The following is a 17031-nucleotide window of genomic DNA, read 5'->3' on the forward strand; positions in this document are numbered from 1 at the left end:
CCGGCGCCTGGGGTGGGGGTGGAGGGCTCGGGGCCCGTTGTGTGTGGGGACGAGGGTGCGGGCAACGGCGCGCAGGGCCACCGCTGGGGCGTCGCCCGCAGGGGGCCAGGCGCGGCGTTGCCCGCGGGGTGGGGCGTGGCCAACCGTCCGTCCGTGGGCTGGACCCCCGTAGAGCCCACGGGCGGACGGTGTCTGGTTCCGGTGGTGCGGCCCGCGCGTGGCTGTCGGGCCGCACCACCGGGGTCATCCCTTGACGGCGCCGGTGAGGCCTCCGATGATCCGCCTCTCGAAGAAGCTGAAGAACACCAGGGCCGGGAGCATCGCCAAGGACGTGAAGGCCAGGACCCTGGCCGTGTCGACGGAGTACCGGGACGCGAACGCCTGGACCCCGAGGGGCAACGTGTACACCTCTTCGTTGTTCAGGATGAACAACGGCAGGAGGTAGCTGTTCCACGCCCCGATGAACGCCAGGATCCCGACGGTGATCACACCGGGCAGGGACAACGGCAGGACCATCCGCCAGAAGAACCCGATCCGGCTGCACCCGTCGATCGAGGCGGCCTCCTGCAGCTCGGTGGGGATCGCCCTGAGGAACGGCACCAGGATGATGACCGTCACCGGGAGGGCGAACGCGATCTGCGGGAGGATCACACCGCCGAGGTTGTTCATCAGGCCCAGGTTGCGGACCATGATGTACAGCGGGGTGATCGCCACCGTCATCGGGAACATCAGACCCGCGGCGAACAGCGCGTACATGAACGCCTGACCACGGAACCGGTACCGGGCCAGCACGAAGCTGACCATCAGGCCCAACGCCACCACACCGACGGTCGTCACACCCGCCGAGATCGTGGAGTTCATGACCTGACGCCAGAACGTGTCACTGGTCAGGACGTCGATGTAGTTGCCGATCTGCCACGGGCCCGGCAGGCCCGAGGGGTCGGCGGTGATCTGCGCGTTGGTCCGGAAACCCCCGAGGACGATGAACGCCACCGGCGCCAGCATCCCGACCACGAGCAGCGCAGCCACCACGTAGACGACCGGGTCGCCCCACTGCAGGGGGGCAGAGCTCTTGCGCCGGGACGGCCGTCCCGGACGGGGGCCCTTGCGACCCGTGGGTGGCAGCGGGGGCGGGGCGACCGACTGGGCGGCCATCAGCGTGCACCTCCTGTGATCGCACCCTCGGTGTCGCGGCGCAGCACGTACCGCTGGTACACCAGCGCCACGATGAGGGAGATGACGAAGAGCACGACCGCCACCGCGTTGCCGTACCCGTAGCTACCGGCGTTGCGACCGTAGGACACCATGTACGTCGCCATCGTCGACGTCCCCGCCGTGGAGGCGATGTACTGCCCCCAGATGATGTACACGAGGTCGAACAGCTGCAGCGCCCCGATGATCGACAGGAACGCCCAGATGCGCATCGTCGGCCCCAGCAGCGGCAACGTGATGCGTCGCTGCTGCTGCCAGTACGACGCCCCGTCGATCGACGCGGCCTCGTACAGCTCGTCGGGGATGCCCTGCATGCCCGCCAGGAAGATGATCACCGCGAAGCCCACGTACTTCCACGTGATGATCCCCATGAGGGTCCAGATCGCGATGTCCGGGTCGGACAACCACTCCTGGGCGAGCCCACCGAGGCCGAGCTTCTCGAGCATGTCGTTCACGGCGCCGTTGCTCTGGAGCATCAGGCTCCACCCCGTGCCGACGACCACCTCGGAGATGACGTACGGCACGAAGATCAGCACCCGGATCACCGACTGCCCACGCATCTTCCTGTTCAGCAGGAGCGCGAGCAGCAGGGCAGCCGGCCCCTGCAGCACCAGGGACATGACCACGATGAACGCGTTGTGCGACAGGGCGTCGTGGAACAACGGGTCCCGCAGGATGGTGATGTAGTTCTGCAGCCCCACGAAGTCCGTGGGCGGGCCGTAGCCCTCCCACCGGAAGAAGCCGTAGTACCCCGCCATGATGACCGGGAAGATCACGAAGGCGAGGAAGATGACCAGCGCGGGTGTGCTCAGCGCCACGATCTCCAGGCGTTCGCCCCAGGTGGTCCCTGAGCGCCGGCGGCGCGGCGGGGGCGACACGGAGTCCGTGCCGTCCCCGCCGTCCGCGAGATCCACGCGCGAGCCCACCGCCTGGGAGGAGCTCTCGCTGAGGGAAGTCATCCTTGTGCTGCCGGCCTACGACCGGGCCGCAGCCTCGTTGACCGCGTCCACGACACCGGCGGCGTCGCGCTGCTCGGCGAGCAGGTCGACGATGCTGATGTTGAGCGCGTTCCCGACGTTCTGCCCGTAGATCGTGTCCAGCCACTGCGAGACGTACGGCGCGGCGTTGTACGCCTCGAGCACGCTCTGCAGGTACGGCTCCTCGATCACGGCCTGCGACTCGGTGTTGACCGTCGGGGCGTTGAACGCCCGGTAGTAGCCCTCCTGGATGTCCGTGCGGGCGATGAAGTTGAGGAAGTCCGCGCACGCCTGCTCGGGGGCGTTCGCCCAGCAGGAGTACCCGTCGACGCCACCGAGGATCGCGCCGGGCACACCCTCACCGCCGGGGACCTCGGGGAACGCGAACCAGTCGAGGTCCGGCAGCGGCTCCTCGTCCGGGGTCAGGGACGCGATGACGCCCGGGTTCCAGGCACCCATGAGCTCCATGGCGGCCTGGTGGTTGGCCAGCAGACCGGCCGACGAGCCGGCGCCCTGCTGGGCGGCGGTGGTCAGGAACCCGGTGTTGAACGGCTCCGTCTCGGCGAAGGCCTGCAGGTTCTCGGCAGCCTCGACCCAGCACGGGTGCTCGAACTCCATGCTCGAGGCGGCCTCCTCCAGGGTGTCGGGGCTGCAGGCGCGCAGGGCGAAGAAGTAGTACCAGTGGGCGGCGGGCCAGGCGTCCTTCGCGCCCAGGGCGATCGGCTGGATGCCGGCGTCCTTCAGGGCCGCGACGGCGGCGTCGAGCTCGTCAATCGTGGTGGGGACCTCGGTGATCCCGGCCTCGTCGAACAGGTCCTGGCTGTACCAGATGCCACCGGGGAGCACCGCGACGGGCATCGCGTACGTGCTGCCCTCGATCTGGTTGGCGCTGAACGAGCCCTCCGGGATCAGGCCCCGGGTCTCGTCGGTGATGAGGTCCGAGATGTCCAGGAGCTGGTTGGCGCGCACCATCGCGGCCATCTTGCCCCCACCGCGCTGCATGAAGATGTCGGGCGCGTCACCGGAGTTCAGCGCCGTCTGCAGCTTGCCGTCGAGCTCCTCGTTCTGGACCGCCTGGATGTTGATCGTCACGTCCGGGTACTCGTCCATGAACGCGTCGACCGTCTCGTCCCAGAACGCGGCACCCGGGCCGGTGGTGGCGTTGTGCCAGAACGTCATCTGGACCTGGCCGTCGTCCCCACCGGGGTTGTCGGCGTCACCTGCACATGCGGTCAGGGCCATCACGCAGGCCAGACCGGCGGCCGACGCCGCCATCGTCTTCTTGAGGCTCATCGCGAACCGTCCTTCTTCTCTCCGTTGAGCAACGCGGCGGGTGGCGCCGCGGACGTGTTCCATCGTTGTACTACAACGGTGAAAAGGTCCCAGCAGGGCCATGCGATGTCAATCTGCCCACAGGTAACGATTGCGTCACCGGCAGAGGGCTCAGAGGCCGAGCACGACCGCCACCCCGAGGGCCTCGTCCGGGGCGTTGAGGACGATGAACGCGGCGATCGTGGACGACAGCCCGAGCAGCAGCGCCAGGACGGCCACGGCCAGCGCACCCCAGGCCAGGCCCCGTCCGCGCAGGCCACGGGCCCGCACCCGGCGCAGCGCCAGCACACCGAGGACGACGGCGGTGATCGCACCGAGGATCCCCAGGACGCCGATCAGGGGGAGCCAGGCGATCAGGAGCGACAGGACCGCGACGACCATCGCTGCCGTGGCCATCGGGTTCGGCCCCGCGGGCCCACGTGACGGCCGGTGCGGCCGGTGCGCAGCGTCGCTCATCGCGCCCACCCTACCGGCGTGGGGCCCACCGGCCCGGAACCGGTCCGCGGTCGAGGCGGCCCGGGCGACGTAGGCTCGGTGGTGTGGCGACGTTCTCCTCCGTGACCCGGCAGCACCTCCTGCGAGCCCTCGACGAGCACGACACCCGCGGCGGTGACGACTTCCTCGCGGTGTACGGGTTCACCGCCTCCCCCGACCACACCGTCGTCCACGACGGGCGCCGGTACGACGCCCGGGCAGTGATGGCCGTGGCCCACCGGCACGCCACGGGTCGGCTCGCGACCCCCGAGGAGTTCGACAGCAGCCTGGACGCCGCGGTCATGATCCTGCGCCGGCGCGGGTTCGAGGTCACCGAACCGCAGGCCAGGGCACGCGTCACCGCCCCGACGGCGCGTCGCGAGCCGCGGCGGGCCCCCGCACGGGCGACCACCCCACGCCGCACCCCCACCCGGGAGGCGCCCCAGGCGGTGTGCCCCACCTGCTCGATGACCCTGCCGGCGACCCGCCGCTGCGACAGCTGCGACTGACCCGCGCCCTCCCCCGCACGATCCCTCCACAGCGACTGCACTTTTTGTCCGTTTCAAGGCACAATTGCTTCATACCGGACGTACGGGACAAGGAGTGCATGCAATGGGTCTCACCAAGGCGCGGACCTGGTTGGCCGCGGCCGTCGTGCTGGCGGTCCTCACCTACCTGTCGGTCAGCGTCGAGTTCTACCTCGCCCACGCCGAGATGCGCGCCGGCAGCATCTCGTGGATGGAACCCGCGCTCGGGGTGCTGGCACTGCTCGCAGGCATGGTGGGCCTCGGCCTCTACCTGCGGCGCAGCCCGTCCGGCCCGACAGGCTGACCCCCCACCCGCACGCCCCCGTGACCTCGCCGACGGTCAGGACACGGGGGCGTCGCCTTGTCCTGAACACCTGGGATGAGCGACGGTGGGGACCCGACCACCACGACACCAGGGACTGACACGTGGCTGACTACCGCAAGACGTGGCGAGGGCGACGGCAGAGCTGGTTCGGCCTCAAGAGGCACGTCAAGCGGACGCTGTCCCTCCCGGGTGCGCACCACCTGCTGCGCACCGTCGCACCGCTGGTGCCCAACCTGCGCGTCGGCCGGCTACCCGCACCCTCGAGCGTGCACGAGGTCACCGGCTACGCCGACAACCAACGCTTCGTCCTGATCCGGCCGGACCGCTGCGAGATCGCCAAGGAGCTGTACTGGGGCAAGGGCCGACGCCCGAACCCCCAGGACGCCCTCGCCCTGGACACCGTGGTGATCCTCTCGCGCACCGCTGACGTGTTCGTGGACGTCGGCGCGTACACGGGTGTCTTCACCATCGCGTCCGCGTCGGCGAACCGTCGCCTGACCGCGCACGCCTTCGAGATCGTGCCCGCGGTGGCGCGCACCCTGGACGCGAACGTGCGTCGCAACGGCCTGGAGGCCCGCGTGACGATCCACCCGTACGGCCTGGGCTCCCCCGGGACCACCATGCGGGTGCCGTCCGGCGACGGGGGCTCTGCGCTGCCGTCGTTCTACTCGGCGTCCATGACGTTCGACGACGGTGTCGACGTGGAGTTCCACCCCCTGGACGAGCTGGCCGGGGCGCTGCACGTCGACGACGAGCACGGGCGCAGCGTCGTGATGAAGATCGACGTCGAGGGGGCCGAGGACCAGGTGCTGCGCCACGGCCAGCACTTCCTCACCACGTTCCAGCCCGACATCCTGTGCGAGGTGCTGCACGGGGTGGCCGACGGACCCACCCTCACCGACCTGCTCGCCCCCCACGGGTACCACTACTACCTGGTGCGCGACCGGGACCTGCTCCCCCAGCCCCTCCTGACGCCGGACCCCACCCACCGGGACTGGCTGATCACCACCCGCACACCCGAGCAGCTCGCCCGCCTGGGCCTGCCCGTCCACGGGGAGCGGACCGCCCCCGCCTGAGCCCGACCCACACGCGAGCACCACCACGACACCGCGCACGACGACGGGGGGCGTGTCACGATGCGGTGCATGCGCGACGAACCCGGCACCGACGTCACCACCGGTTCCGTCACCGGGATGCGGACCCTGGACGCGGCCCTGGACAAGGCCGTGTCGATCCCGTCGACGGTGGTCCACGCCCACGTGGACCGGCTGCGGCGACGCAACCCGCACGCCTCCCCCGAGCAGGTGCTCCGCATGCTGGAGAAGCAGTACCTGCTGGCGGTCACGGCGTCCGGGGGCGCGGTGGGCGCGGTCGCTGCGACACCCGCGGTCGGCACCGGCGTGGCCCTGGCGGTGACGACCAGCGAGGTGGCGACGTTCTTCGCGGCGTCGGCGGCGTTCTCCCTGGCGGTCGCGGACGTGCACGGCATCGCCGTCGAGGACACCGCCCGCCGCCGCACCCTGCTGCTGGCCACGGTGCTGGGTGACAAGGGTGCCCGCACCGTCGGCACGGAGGCGGGGATCGCCCCGCAGGCCTGGGCCCGCACCCTGCTGGTGAACATGCCCACGTCGACGATCCGCCGGGTCAACACCACCCTGGCCAAGCGGTTCGTGCGCCGCCAGGCCGGCAAGCAGGGCGCCCTGGCGTTCGGGCGGCTGGCGCCGTTCGGCATCGGGGCGGTCATCGGCGCGACCGGGGCGCGCGCCCTGGGCCGTAACGTGCTGACCGGGGCGCGCAAGGCGTTCGGCCCACCGCCGACGGCGTTCGCACGCACCATCGAGGTGACGGCGACCACCGACAACACCCCGCCGGACCGGTTGCCCCTGGACTGGGCACCGCCCAGGTCCTGACAACCAGATCCTGACAACCAGGCCCTGACCGGGGACGTCCCGGCAGCGCCGGGCAGCACCCGCCGTCGGGCGGCTCAGGTGGCCGGGCGCCGCCCGGGGATCACCACCGGTCGTGCACGTGGACCCGGATGTGCTCGTCGTACACCGACCGCAGCGCCTCCAGGACCGCGTCGTCCAGCGGCGCGAGGTCGGCGGCGGCGGCGTTGGCGCGGGCCTGGTCCGGGCGGCTGGCACCGGGGATGACGGTGGTGACACCGGGCTGGTCCACGACCCACCGCAGGGCCAGCTGCGCGGTCGACGCCTCGTCCGGGGCCAGCCGTGAGACCTGCTGCGCGGCGCCGACACCGATGTCGTAGGGCACCCCCGAGAACGTCTCGCCCACGTCGAAGGCCTCACCGTTGCGGTTGTAGCTGCGGTGGTCGCCCTCGGCGAACGTGGTGCGGGAGTCGAACTTGCCGGTCAGCAGGCCGCTGGCCAGCGGGACCCTGGCGATGATCCCGACCCCGGCCTCGACGGCGGCGGGCAGGACCTGCTCCAGGGGCTTGCGGCGGAACACGTTGAGGATGATCTGCACCGAGGCGACGTTCGGGCGGGCGATCGCCGCGAGCGCCTCGTCGACGGTCTCGACCGAGACCCCGTAGGCCCCGACGCGACCCTCCTGGACCAGGGTGTCGAGGTCGTCGTAGGTGTGGTCCTGGTGCAGGACGGCCGTGGGTGGGCAGTGGAGCTGGACCAGGTCCAGGGTGTCGACGCCGAGGTTCTGGCGGGACCGGTCGGTCCAGTGCCGGAACGCGTCGAGGGTGTACCCCTCGGGGGTGTGGGGGTTGGCGCGGCGTCCCATCTTGGTGGCGACGGTCAGGCCGTGGTCGGCGCCGCGCTGGGCGAGGAAGCTGCCCACGAGACGCTCGCTGCGCCCGTCGCCGTAGACGTCGGCGGTGTCGAGGAACGTGACGCCGGCGTCGGCTGCCGCGTGCAGGATCTGCAGGGCCTGGTCGTCGCCGACGTCACCCCAGTCGCCACCGAGCTGCCAGCAGCCGAGGCCGACGACGCCGACGTGGCGTCCTGTCCGTCCGAGCACGCGCGTGTCCATGACGGCGACGCTACCGTGGCGTGGTCGTCGACGCCTGGAGGGGACATGACCGGGAACCGGGTCGCGGTGAGCCGGGTGGTGGGTGTTCCGGCGGCGGTGGCGTGGGCGACACTCACCGATGTGCGCCGGCACCAACGGTGGGTGCCCCTGACCCGCATCGAGGCACCGGCGTCGTTGGCGGTGGGCGACACGTTCACCGGGGTGAGCGGGCCCACGGCGGTGGGTGGTGGGCCGGGCCTGGCCGACACGATGGTCGTGGTGCGCCTGGACGCCCCGGTGCCCGCGTCGGGTCGGGTCGGGGCGGTCACGGGTGTGGCCGAGCTGCGCAAGGTGGGGCCGGTGCTGCTGGGGACCGCGGAGATCCGGGTGCGGCCGTTGGGCGCGTCGCACTGCGAGGTGACGTGGGTGGAGGACGTCCACCTGCGTGGCCCGCGGTGGCGGGTGTGGCCGGTGGTGACGGGCGCGGTGCTGCGGGTGCCGTTGGCGGTGATGGGTGCGGTGGTGCTGCGCCGGGCGGCGGCGGAGATGACCGCCCGACCCTGACGCAACGTCAGTGCGTGAAGTGGCTGCCAGACGCAACGTCGGGGCACGTGGACGGCGGTGTTGGAACCGGGCGATCACGCGGGTGTCGCACTAGCCTCGTCGCAGCCCACCGACAAGGAGCACCCGTGGACCACCCCACCACCCCCGGCCGTGGCCCCGGCGCCGTCGAGCGAACCTCGACCGCCCGCCGGTACCTGATGTGCCGTCCCGACCACTTCGACGTCACCTACGAGATCAACCCGTGGATGGACGTGAACCGTGCCACCGACCGGCAGCGGGCCGTGGACCAGTGGGAGGTGCTGTACCGGACCTACCTGGACTGGGGGCACACCGTGGACCTGATCGACCCGCTCCCGGGCCTGCCGGACATGGTGTACGCCGCGAACGGGGCGACCGTCGTGGACGGGATCGTGTACTCGGCCCGGTTCCGGTTCCCGGAGCGCGCCCCCGAGGGCCCCGCGTACGAGCAGTGGTTCGCCGGCAGCGGGTTCACCACGCACACGGCGGCGGAGGTCAACGAGGGCGAGGGCGACATCCTCATGGTCGGGGACGTCCTGCTGGGCGGGTCGGGGTTCCGCACCGACCCGGCGGCCCACGCCGAGCTGGCGCGGGTCACCGGTCGTGAGGTCGTCACCCTGGAGCTGGTGGACCCGCGGTTCTACCACCTGGACACCGCGATCGCCGTCCTGGACAGCGACCCCGCGCACCCGATGATCGCGTACTTCCCGCCCGCGTTCTCCCCCGCCTCCCAGGAGGTGCTGGCCGGCATGTTCCCCGACGCGGTCATCGCCACGGAGGCCGACGCGGAGGCCCTGGGCCTGAACGCGGTGTCGGACGGGCGGCGGGTGGTCGTGGCACCGGCTGCGGTGGACCTGGCGGCGTCGTTGCGTGAGCGCGGGTTCGAACCCCACCCGGTGGACACCACCGAGCTGCTCAAGGGCGGTGGCGGTGCCAAGTGCTGCACCCTGGAGATCCGCGAGGGGTGACCCGGGGGACGACCGGGGCGAGGGTGCGGCGTCGTCGGGCATGCTGAGCGCATGCCGCACGACGACGCACCCTCCGGGTCCCTGGACCGCGTCGACGCGGCGATCCTGGAGCACCTGTCCCGGGACGCCCGCACCAGCTACGGGGTCATCGGGTCGCGGGTGAACCTGTCGGCGTCGGCGGTCAAGCGACGCGTGGACCGGTTGCGCGCCGACGGGGTGATCGCCGGGTTCACCACCCGTGTGGACCCCGGGGCGCTGGGTTGGGGTACCGAGGCGTACGTGGAGGTCCACTGCGCGGCCTCCACCAGCCCGGCGACCATGCGCGACGTCCTCGTCACCTACCCCGAGGTGGTCGCGGCGTCCACGGTCACGGGGGACGCCGACGCCGTGGTCCAGGTGCGCGCGCGGGACGTGCGCCACCTGGACGAGGTCGTCGAACGGCTGAACGCCGAACCGATCGTGGACCGCACCCGCTCCACGGTGGTCCTCACCCCGCTGGTGCGTCGCTGACGACGTCGACAGGGTTGTGGGCGCGAGACGTGGCGGCCCTCCTGTGCAGAGCCGGACCGGCTCCGCACGCCGTCACTATGCTCGGCGCGGGAGTCTGCCAGCCAGCGCCGTAGCAAGGGGAACGATGGACGACGAGCACACCATGCCGCCGTTCGTGTACCTGCTCCGCCCGGACGACGCCGCGCCTGACGAGAACCTCGTGGTCAAGCACCGCCTCGCGGACGGCCGGACAGCGCTCCTCGCCTACACGGCCCTGGACCGGGTCGGCCGCCTGTGCGGTCCCCACCAGCCCTGGATCCTTGCTCGGACCGAGGAGCTGGCGGCGTTCGCGCCCTACGACGTGCTCGTGATCGACCAGCCGACCACTCCGACCGCCTCTGCGCAGTCGCAGGACGTCACCCCCGCTGGTCGCCCGACGGTCCCGCCCGTGGTGTACCTGCCCGTGCGCCCTGGTGAACGGTCCGGCACCCCTGAGGTGCGCACGCTCAAGGACGGGCGCCTGGCTCTGCTGGCCTACACCGCGCTCGACCGACTCGGCACGTCGTGCGGTGAGCGACAGCCCTGGGTCGCGGTCGAGACCCCACGCCTGGACGAGGTCAAGCGCCGGAACCACTACGACGTCGTCGTGTTCGACATGGTCGTACCTGAGCAGTACCGACGTGAAGGACGGATCGCGTGAGAGAGCTCCAGATGGACCTCGAGGTGATCGAACACCTCGGGCGCCGTCACACCATGGCCGCCGAGGACCTCGAAGAAGCCCTCACCTCCATGCCGACCTCCGTGGACGGAGGGGTCGCGAGCGCCATCATCGCCACGATCATCAGTCACCTCGCGACCGGCGCGGGCGACCTGGCGACGACCTCACGCCTGATGGGCGCGGCCCTCGCCGACTCCGTTGCCGACAGTCGCAGGACCGACGCGTCGATCGCCAGCACCTTCGGCGCCGCCCTCGCTCCGCTCGAGGACCAGCGGTGATCGACACCCACGTCCCCGGCGACCCCGGCTCCGTCCGGGCCGCGGCCGAGTGGCTCTCCCCCACGCTGCGCAACGGCCTGACCATGTTCACGCGGTTCTGCACCACCCAGCGCGCGGGGCACTTCACGTGGATCGGTGAGTCCGGCGAGGCGTACCACCACGTCCTGGAACAGCTACGTCGTGCGGCGGAGGATCAGCCCGGGATCGCCGCGGACGCCGCCGAGAAGCTCCGCGCATACGCCGGCCAGCTCGAGCGGATGCAGCACAAGTTCGCCGACATGCGTGACGACGCCGCATCCGGCGGGCTCGTCGTCGTCGGCACGGTGATCGAGCCACCTTCCGATGCCCTCCCTCCCCCGCACTGCCTCGGGCCCGACGCCTCACCGGCGCAGGTGAACCAGTTCGACGCCGCCCAGAGGGCCTACGAGCGGCAGCTGGAGAAGGTCGAGCTGTACAACCGGATCGCCCACGAGGTCGCCGTCGCCTGGGACAAGCTCGAGGTCTGGATCATCGACAACCTGGACGCCTTCGGTGCAGAGCTCGAACCGCAGCCGTTGTCCGGTGCCGTACTGGACGCGATGGCCAAGACCAACAAGTTCGCCCTCAAGTCGATCACCGAGCTCAAGACTCAGACCCACAAGGCGAACATCGAGACGCTTCGCGCCCACGCCGAGACCCTTCGACACGACGCGCGCGTGTTCAAGCGAGAGATGGGCTCGGGCAACCCTGCCGTCCGCGAAGCGGCACGGGCCGCGGACCCCGACGCGCTACGACGCGCCGCGTCCGGCGCAGAGAGCACCGCAGACGCCCTGCGGCGCACACCGACCCGGCACCTGCCCCTCGTGGGTGACGCACTCAGCCTCGGTCTGGCCGGACAGGAGATCGCCTCCGGCGAATCACCGTCAACCGTCGTGATCGGTGAGCTCGGATCCGTCGTGGGCGCCGCCGTGGGGATCGCTGCGGCGGTCGTCGTCACCGGCGTGATCGGAGTCACAGCACCGGCATGGGCCACAGCCGCTGCTGCCGTCGCCGGAGCTTGGGCAATCGGCGAAGGAGGTCGCTGGGCGTACGAGAGCGCTGTTCCCCAGGACGTCAGGGAGGCCATCGACGCAGGCCTCGAGAACGCGTGGGACGCGACCACCGACTTCGCAGAGGACGCCTGGAGCTCCGTCACCGACGGCGTCTCAGGCAAGCCGAATCCGGTGTGCAGCTGACATGACGGCCCCTCGCGCCCTGCACCCGCCGGTCCACCTGCCCGACCCCCCCGTTCGTCTCAACCGTCGCACAGCGCTCTGGGCGGCCTGGACGTTGGGGACCGTCGCGGCCGTAGCTGCGCTCGCTTCCGCTCTGATGATCGCCCTGGGCCCCCCCGCCACCGTCACCCTGGGACTGGCCACTCTCGCCATGCTCGTGCTGGCTTGCCGGGCTCTGTGGGCGATGCTCCTGCGACCGCGTGGAGGACGCATCGAAGTGCTCGCGACCTCACGTGGGCTGGAGCTACCGGCTGCGGCCGGAATCCGACCGGTCGTCGTGGCCGCACCGTGGTTCGGTCTCGTGGCTGCAGCGCTCATGGTGTTCGCCGGGGCTCTCGGCTACGAGGCGGTACACCGGGTCCCCGGGCATGTGGCCGGGCTCGTCCTGGGCGTGTTCAGCATCGGTGTCCTGCTCCTCCAGACCACCTACTCAGCCACTCTGGTCTCCATGACCCTCACCCCTCACGGGATCGTGCGCCATGGCCTCAAGCACGACACCGTCGTGCCGTGGGAGGAGGTGTTCTGGGTCACGATCGTCACCCGCCCCGGGATCCACCTCCGCATCGGACACCGTGCAGGCGCAGATCGGCACAAGCCGGTCGTCATCCCACTCGCCCTCCTCGACAGCGACCCCCGCCTCGTCGTCGCCGTCGTCGAGCACTACCGGCGCCACCGCAAGCACCGCGCCGAGCTCGCCGACGGCACCGCCGTCAGCCGCATCGAACGCGGAGAGCTCAAGGGGCTGCGTCGCGGCCACCGCCCGGTCCGGACCAGGCCCGGCTCGTAGGCGAGGATGACCGCCTGGGCGTGAGCTGTTCCGCGCCCGCCCGGTCCCCACGCCCGGCGCGAGCAGGCCCGGGAAAACCCCTGTCGTGATGTCGGTGGTCGGGGGCAGGATGGCGCCCATGAGCGATCTCGCCATCGAGGCCCACGGCCTCGTCAAGCACTTCAAGACGACCAAGGCCGTGGACGGGGTGGACCTCGCCGTGCCTGCCGGGACCGTGTACGGCGTCCTGGGGCCCAACGGCGCGGGCAAGACCACCACGGTCCGCATGCTCGCGACGCTGCTGCGGCCGGACGCGGGCCAGGCCCGCGTCCTGGGCCACGACGTCGTGGCCCACGCGCAGGAGGTCCGGGGACTGATCGGCCTGACCGGGCAGTACGCCTCGGTCGACGAGGACCTGTCCGGGAACGAGAACCTGATCCTGATCGCCCGCCTGTACGGGTACTCCCGGGCCGCGGCGCGCTCCCGGGCCGCCGAGCTGTTGCACGCCTTCGACCTGGACGAGGCCGCGGGACGTCAGGTCAAGACGTTCTCCGGAGGCATGCGGCGGCGGATCGACCTGGCGGCCAGCATGGTGACCAGCCCCCGGGTCCTCTTCCTGGACGAGCCCACCACCGGGCTCGACCCGCGCAGCCGCAACCACGTGTGGGACATCGTGCGCGTGCTCGTCGACGACGGCGCGACGGTGCTGCTCACCACCCAGTACCTGGAGGAGGCCGACCAGCTGGCCGAGCGGATCGCCGTCATCGACCACGGGAAGGTCATCGCCGAGGGCACGGCCACCCAGCTGAAGGCCTCGGTGGGAACCGCTGCTGTGCACCTGCGTGTCGGTGACCCCGCGCAGCGCCCCACCGCCGCCCAGGTCATGGCGCAGGTCCTGGCCGCCGAGGTCGACCTCGGGGCCGACACCACCACCCTGTCCGCGCGCGTGGACTCCGCCCGGGCAGCCGCGACGCTGCTGCCCACCCTGCTGGACCAGGGCGTGGACGTCGCCGAGGTCTCGTTGGGCCAACCCAGCCTGGACGAGGTGTTCCTCGCCCTCACCGGCCGCCCGGCCGAGGACGACACCCCCACCGAGGAGGTCGCATGAGCGCCCCGACCACTGCGGCGACCGAGCAGAACCCGCTACGTGCCGCCATCAGGCCACGCGAGCAGCCACGACGCCCGGGGCCCGTCGCCAACGCCCTGACGTTCGGTTGGCGTGCCCTGCTGAAGATCAAGCACGTGCCCGAGCAACTGTTCGACGTGACGCTCACCCCGATCATCTTCACCCTCATGTTCACCTACCTGTTCGGTGGAGCGATCGCCGGTGACGTGAGCACCTACCTGCAGTTCCTGCTGCCGGGAATCCTGGTGCAGACGGTGCTGCTGATCACCGTGTACACGGGCTTCACTATGAACACCGACATCACCAAGGGCGTGTTCGACCGGTTCCGCTCCCTGCCGGTGTGGCGACCCGCCCCCATCGTCGGGGCGCTCCTGGGCGACTCGGTCCGCTACACGATCGCATCGGCCATCACCCTGGGCCTCGGGTTCGCGATCGGGTTCCGTGCCGACGGGGGCCTGGTCGGAGTGGTGCTCGCCGTCCTGCTGCTGCTGGTGTTCGCATTCGCGATCAGCTGGATCTTCACCGCGCTGGGGCTGGTCATGCGCTCCCCCAACGCCGTCATGGGCACCTCCATGATCGTCCTGATGCCGCTGACGTTCGCCAGCAACATCTTCGCCGACCCCGCCACCATGCCCGGGTGGTTGCGCGCCTGGGTCGAGGTCAACCCCGTCAGCCACCTCGTCACCGCCGTCCGCGGCCTCATGGGTGGTACCGCCACCTTCGGGGACGTGGCGTGGGTGCTGATCGCCGCCGCGGTCATCACCGCGGTCGCCGCCCCGATCACCATGCGCCTGTACCGCACGCGCAGCTGAAGCCCCTCCGTGGCGGGCGGCCGCTCCGTCAGCCCGCCACGGAGGTCGGTGACCACTCCTCCCGCCTGCGGCTGGTCACCACCATCACCGGGCACACCGCGTGGTGCAGGACCGCCTGGCTGGTCGACCCCAGCAGCAGGCCCGCGAACCCGCCCCGCCCCCGGGACCCCACCACCACCAGGTCGACCGCGGTCGAGAACTCGGTGAGCAGGGCCGCCCCCGTGCCGTCCAGCACGTGCCGACGCACCTGCACACCGGGGTGGTCGGCCAGGGCACGGTCCACGACCACGTCCAACCCCTCGGCCACGTCCCGGAGCACGGCCTCGTGGTCCACCGACGACGGCAACCACGCCAGGATCCCCGTTCCCGAGCCCACCGGGACACCGGCCACGGCCGTGAGCTCGGCGTCCCAGATCTCCGCTTGGCGGATCGCGCACGACAACGCGGCCTCCGCAGCCGGCGACCCGTCCACACCCACCACGATCCGCCGCACCCGAGGCGCAGACGGCTCCGGCTCCCTGCCCTCGTGCTCGGGGCGGTACGGGACGACGACCGTCGGGCAGTGGGCGTGGGCCGGCAACGCCGACGACACCGTCCCCAGCAGCCGCTCGGCGAACCCACCGCGACCCCGGGTCCCCACCACCACCGTCGCCGCACCACGGGACAGCTCGACCATGACCGCCGCCGCGTCCCCCGTGGCCACGGCGGACGTCGTCCGGACCCCCGAGGGCCGCACCCGCTCCACCGCCTCCTGGAGCACCGCGCGGGCGCCGTCCTGGATGGCGGTGTCGTCGATGGCGGCGTACCCGCCGTCCAACGCCGTGGCGGTGAACGACGGGACCGAGTACGCGCACACCAGGTGCAACCCGTACCCGTGGACCCGCGCGTGCTGAGCGGCCCAGTCCAGGGCGTTCAGGCTCGCAGGCGACCCGTCGATCCCGACGAGCACCACGTTCTCCACCGTCATCATCGACTCCCCTCAGCGGCGCGTGATCACAGTCTGCCGCGAAAAGGCCCACCCGTGCGCACCGCACACACCCGCTACAGGGTCAGGTACGCGACCCAGGTGGGGTGAGGACGCGAGGCGACCCCCGGGATGGCCCGGCCCGGGGCAGGCAGCGACGGGGTCACCAGGAGCTGCCACCCGATCTCCGACAGGAGCCGGTCGGCCTTGCGGTGGTTGCACCGCGAGCAGGCCGCCACCACGTTGGTCCACTCGTGGCGCCCGCCCCGCGACCGGGGGTGCACGTGGTCGACGGTGTCCGCAGGAGCCGTGCAGTACGCGCACCGGTGGTCATCACGTTGCAGGACGGTCCGCCGGGTGGGGGGCACCACGCCCCGGTACGGGACGTGCACGTACCTGTTGAGGCACAGCACGTGCGGGGCGGGCATGACCATGCGTTCGGACCGCAGCACCCGGCCGTCGGTCTCCAGCACCACGGCCTTGCCCGCCAGCACCAGGCTGACCGCCCGGTGGGCACTGACCACGCACAACGGTTCTCGTGAGGCGTTCAGCAGCAGGGCGCGTGGCAGGTCACCCGCGGGCGGGGCCTTCACCGGCGGGCGGGCATCGGGCTTCAGCAGCACGGCAGTCTCCCTGACCAGAACGGTCGGACCCGGCTGGATGCTCGGGCCCGGCTGGTGGAGCAGCCTGCCCAGCGTACGTGGGACGGCAAGCCCTTAACGGCCGTCCACGGCACGAAGCCCCGGACCATCGTGGTCCGGGGCTTCGTGGAGGGGTGTCCGGGAGTGTCAGCCGGTCACACGGATGAACGTCGGGCTCGACTGCCAGATCGCACGGAACTGGACCGTCTTGCCCGGGCGGGGAGCGTCGATCTGCTGGTTGCCACCGGCGTAGATGGCGATGTGGCCGGGCGACCAGATCAGGTCACCGGGCTGCGCCTGGTCGCGGGAGACGACCGTCCCGGCGTAGCGCTGCTCACCGGAGGTGCGCGGCAGGTTGATGCCCAGCTGGGCGAACACGTACTGGGTGAAGCCCGAGCAGTCGAACCCGGACGGGGTGGACCCACCGCTGACGTACGGCACACCCACGTAGCGGGCGGCGACCTCGAGCACGGCGTTGCCGTTGACGCTCTGCGGGGCGGGCGCGTTGGTCTGCGTGGTCGCAGCGGCCGGGGCCTCGGCGCGCTCGTTGGACCGCGACGCGGTCGACGTCGACCGCTCCGCGGTGGGCTCCGGCTCCGGCTCGGGCT

21 protein-coding genes are annotated in these 17031 nt (G+C 71.4%); 13 read left to right on the top strand and 8 right to left on the bottom strand.

Annotation, left to right across the window (positions count from 1 at the left end; translation table 11 throughout):
* Positions 1 to 243: 243 nt before the first annotated feature.
* The 4 genes from N869_RS06585 to N869_RS06600 form a co-directional block, all read right to left on the bottom strand.
* Positions 244 to 1155 carry a carbohydrate ABC transporter permease gene (locus tag N869_RS06585; protein ID WP_035059469.1) on the bottom strand — a complete coding sequence of 304 codons (912 nt, stop codon included), beginning with the start codon at positions 1153 to 1155 and terminating at the stop codon, positions 244 to 246.
* Complete coding sequence (locus N869_RS06590) at positions 1155 to 2171, bottom strand: carbohydrate ABC transporter permease (RefSeq protein WP_035059471.1); 1017 nt, start codon at positions 2169 to 2171, stop codon at positions 1155 to 1157. Before N869_RS06590 ends, N869_RS06585 begins: the two co-directional genes overlap by 1 nt.
* A 15-nt stretch (positions 2172 to 2186) precedes the next feature.
* Positions 2187 to 3482, bottom strand: coding sequence for an ABC transporter substrate-binding protein (locus N869_RS06595; protein ID WP_035059473.1), 1296 nt, complete (start codon positions 3480 to 3482; stop codon positions 2187 to 2189).
* 150 nt (positions 3483 to 3632) lie between these two features.
* A complete protein-coding gene (locus N869_RS06600) occupies positions 3633 to 3977 on the bottom strand; it encodes a DUF4190 domain-containing protein (protein ID WP_156968398.1) in 345 nt (114 codons plus the stop codon).
* Positions 3978 to 4060: 83 nt separating this feature from the next.
* Between N869_RS06600 and N869_RS06605 the strand changes: the two genes are divergently transcribed.
* The 4 genes from N869_RS06605 to N869_RS06620 all read left to right on the top strand — a co-directional run bounded on the left by N869_RS06605 (position 4061) and on the right by N869_RS06620 (position 6757).
* Positions 4061 to 4504 carry a hypothetical protein gene (locus tag N869_RS06605; RefSeq protein WP_035059475.1) on the top strand — a complete coding sequence of 148 codons (444 nt, stop codon included), beginning with the start codon at positions 4061 to 4063 and terminating at the stop codon, positions 4502 to 4504.
* A gap of 103 nt (positions 4505 to 4607) precedes the next feature.
* Entirely contained in the window at positions 4608 to 4826 is a 219-nt protein-coding gene (locus tag N869_RS06610) for a hypothetical protein (protein ID WP_035059476.1), read from the top strand.
* A 122-nt stretch (positions 4827 to 4948) separates the two neighbouring features.
* Positions 4949 to 5923, top strand: coding sequence for an FkbM family methyltransferase (locus tag N869_RS06615; protein ID WP_035059477.1), 975 nt, complete (start codon positions 4949 to 4951; stop codon positions 5921 to 5923).
* Between the two features lie 69 nt (positions 5924 to 5992).
* Positions 5993 to 6757, top strand: coding sequence for a hypothetical protein (locus N869_RS06620; RefSeq protein ID WP_052105166.1), 765 nt, complete (start codon positions 5993 to 5995; stop codon positions 6755 to 6757).
* Positions 6758 to 6857: 100 nt separating this feature from the next.
* Here N869_RS06620 and N869_RS06625 read toward each other — a convergent pair whose 3' ends face one another.
* Positions 6858 to 7847 (bottom strand): aldo/keto reductase, encoded by a 990-nt coding sequence (locus tag N869_RS06625; RefSeq protein WP_035059478.1) that lies wholly within the window; start codon positions 7845 to 7847, stop codon positions 6858 to 6860.
* 45 nt (positions 7848 to 7892) lie between these two features.
* Between N869_RS06625 and N869_RS06630 the strand changes: the two genes are divergently transcribed.
* From N869_RS06630 to N869_RS06670, 9 genes are all read left to right on the top strand, one after another.
* Positions 7893 to 8390 (top strand): SRPBCC family protein, encoded by a 498-nt coding sequence (locus N869_RS06630; protein ID WP_035059479.1) that lies wholly within the window; start codon positions 7893 to 7895, stop codon positions 8388 to 8390.
* Between the two features lie 197 nt (positions 8391 to 8587).
* Positions 8588 to 9376 carry a dimethylargininase gene (ddaH, locus tag N869_RS06635; RefSeq protein ID WP_035059497.1) on the top strand — a complete coding sequence of 263 codons (789 nt, stop codon included), beginning with the start codon at positions 8588 to 8590 and terminating at the stop codon, positions 9374 to 9376.
* A gap of 51 nt (positions 9377 to 9427) precedes the next feature.
* Positions 9428 to 9886 (top strand): Lrp/AsnC family transcriptional regulator, encoded by a 459-nt coding sequence (locus tag N869_RS06640; protein WP_035059481.1) that lies wholly within the window; start codon positions 9428 to 9430, stop codon positions 9884 to 9886.
* Between the two features lie 124 nt (positions 9887 to 10010).
* Positions 10011 to 10565 (top strand): SAV_915 family protein, encoded by a 555-nt coding sequence (locus N869_RS18420; protein ID WP_232229637.1) that lies wholly within the window; start codon positions 10011 to 10013, stop codon positions 10563 to 10565.
* An 11-nt stretch (positions 10566 to 10576) separates the two neighbouring features.
* Positions 10577 to 10861 carry a hypothetical protein gene (locus N869_RS06650; RefSeq protein WP_156968399.1) on the top strand — a complete coding sequence of 95 codons (285 nt, stop codon included), beginning with the start codon at positions 10577 to 10579 and terminating at the stop codon, positions 10859 to 10861.
* Positions 10858 to 12075, top strand: coding sequence for a hypothetical protein (locus N869_RS06655; RefSeq protein WP_035059485.1), 1218 nt, complete (start codon positions 10858 to 10860; stop codon positions 12073 to 12075). Before N869_RS06650 ends, N869_RS06655 begins: the two co-directional genes overlap by 4 nt.
* A 1-nt stretch (position 12076) precedes the next feature.
* Complete coding sequence (locus N869_RS06660) at positions 12077 to 12901, top strand: hypothetical protein (RefSeq protein WP_156968400.1); 825 nt, start codon at positions 12077 to 12079, stop codon at positions 12899 to 12901.
* Between the two features lie 118 nt (positions 12902 to 13019).
* Positions 13020 to 13988 carry an ATP-binding cassette domain-containing protein gene (locus tag N869_RS06665; protein ID WP_084136556.1) on the top strand — a complete coding sequence of 323 codons (969 nt, stop codon included), beginning with the start codon at positions 13020 to 13022 and terminating at the stop codon, positions 13986 to 13988.
* Positions 13985 to 14818, top strand: a complete 834-nt coding sequence (locus N869_RS06670; protein ID WP_035059489.1) for an ABC transporter permease — start codon at positions 13985 to 13987, stop codon at positions 14816 to 14818. Before N869_RS06665 ends, N869_RS06670 begins: the two co-directional genes overlap by 4 nt.
* 28 nt (positions 14819 to 14846) lie before the next feature.
* On the opposite strand, the gene N869_RS06675 is transcribed toward N869_RS06670, so the two are convergent.
* The 3 genes from N869_RS06675 to N869_RS06685 form a co-directional block, all read right to left on the bottom strand.
* Positions 14847 to 15785 (bottom strand): universal stress protein, encoded by a 939-nt coding sequence (locus N869_RS06675; protein ID WP_035059491.1) that lies wholly within the window; start codon positions 15783 to 15785, stop codon positions 14847 to 14849.
* A 74-nt stretch (positions 15786 to 15859) separates the two neighbouring features.
* The gene (locus tag N869_RS06680) at positions 15860 to 16405 is read right to left on the bottom strand and encodes an HNH endonuclease (protein WP_232229638.1); all 546 of its coding nucleotides are present in this window, start codon (positions 16403 to 16405) and stop codon (positions 15860 to 15862) included.
* A gap of 165 nt (positions 16406 to 16570) precedes the next feature.
* Positions 16571 to 17031, bottom strand: a 461-nt coding sequence (locus N869_RS06685) for a C40 family peptidase (RefSeq protein ID WP_035059493.1), incomplete at its 5' end; no start/stop codon positions are given.

This window comes from Cellulomonas bogoriensis 69B4 = DSM 16987, from assembly GCF_000767165.1.
GTDB classification, from domain to species: domain Bacteria; phylum Actinomycetota; class Actinomycetes; order Actinomycetales; family Cellulomonadaceae; genus Actinotalea; species Actinotalea bogoriensis.

Coding starts and splice junctions, on each gene's coding strand:
- N869_RS06640 (WP_035059481.1), top strand. CDS start 9,428: ATGCCGCACGACGACGCACCCTCCGGGTCCCTGGACCGCGTCGACGCG.
- N869_RS06625 (WP_035059478.1), bottom strand. CDS start 7,847: ATGGACACGCGCGTGCTCGGACGGACAGGACGCCACGTCGGCGTCGTC.
- ddaH (WP_035059497.1), top strand. CDS start 8,588: ATGTGCCGTCCCGACCACTTCGACGTCACCTACGAGATCAACCCGTGG.
- N869_RS06620 (WP_052105166.1), top strand. CDS start 5,993: ATGCGCGACGAACCCGGCACCGACGTCACCACCGGTTCCGTCACCGGG.
- N869_RS18420 (WP_232229637.1), top strand. CDS start 10,011: ATGGACGACGAGCACACCATGCCGCCGTTCGTGTACCTGCTCCGCCCG.
- N869_RS06650 (WP_156968399.1), top strand. CDS start 10,577: ATGGACCTCGAGGTGATCGAACACCTCGGGCGCCGTCACACCATGGCC.
- N869_RS06595 (WP_035059473.1), bottom strand. CDS start 3,482: ATGAGCCTCAAGAAGACGATGGCGGCGTCGGCCGCCGGTCTGGCCTGC.
- N869_RS06675 (WP_035059491.1), bottom strand. CDS start 15,785: ATGACGGTGGAGAACGTGGTGCTCGTCGGGATCGACGGGTCGCCTGCG.
- N869_RS06660 (WP_156968400.1), top strand. CDS start 12,077: ATGACGGCCCCTCGCGCCCTGCACCCGCCGGTCCACCTGCCCGACCCC.
- N869_RS06600 (WP_156968398.1), bottom strand. CDS start 3,977: ATGAGCGACGCTGCGCACCGGCCGCACCGGCCGTCACGTGGGCCCGCG.
- N869_RS06670 (WP_035059489.1), top strand. CDS start 13,985: ATGAGCGCCCCGACCACTGCGGCGACCGAGCAGAACCCGCTACGTGCC.
- N869_RS06585 (WP_035059469.1), bottom strand. CDS start 1,155: ATGGCCGCCCAGTCGGTCGCCCCGCCCCCGCTGCCACCCACGGGTCGC.
- N869_RS06590 (WP_035059471.1), bottom strand. CDS start 2,171: ATGACTTCCCTCAGCGAGAGCTCCTCCCAGGCGGTGGGCTCGCGCGTG.
- N869_RS06610 (WP_035059476.1), top strand. CDS start 4,608: ATGGGTCTCACCAAGGCGCGGACCTGGTTGGCCGCGGCCGTCGTGCTG.
- N869_RS06665 (WP_084136556.1), top strand. CDS start 13,020: ATGAGCGATCTCGCCATCGAGGCCCACGGCCTCGTCAAGCACTTCAAG.
- N869_RS06630 (WP_035059479.1), top strand. CDS start 7,893: ATGACCGGGAACCGGGTCGCGGTGAGCCGGGTGGTGGGTGTTCCGGCG.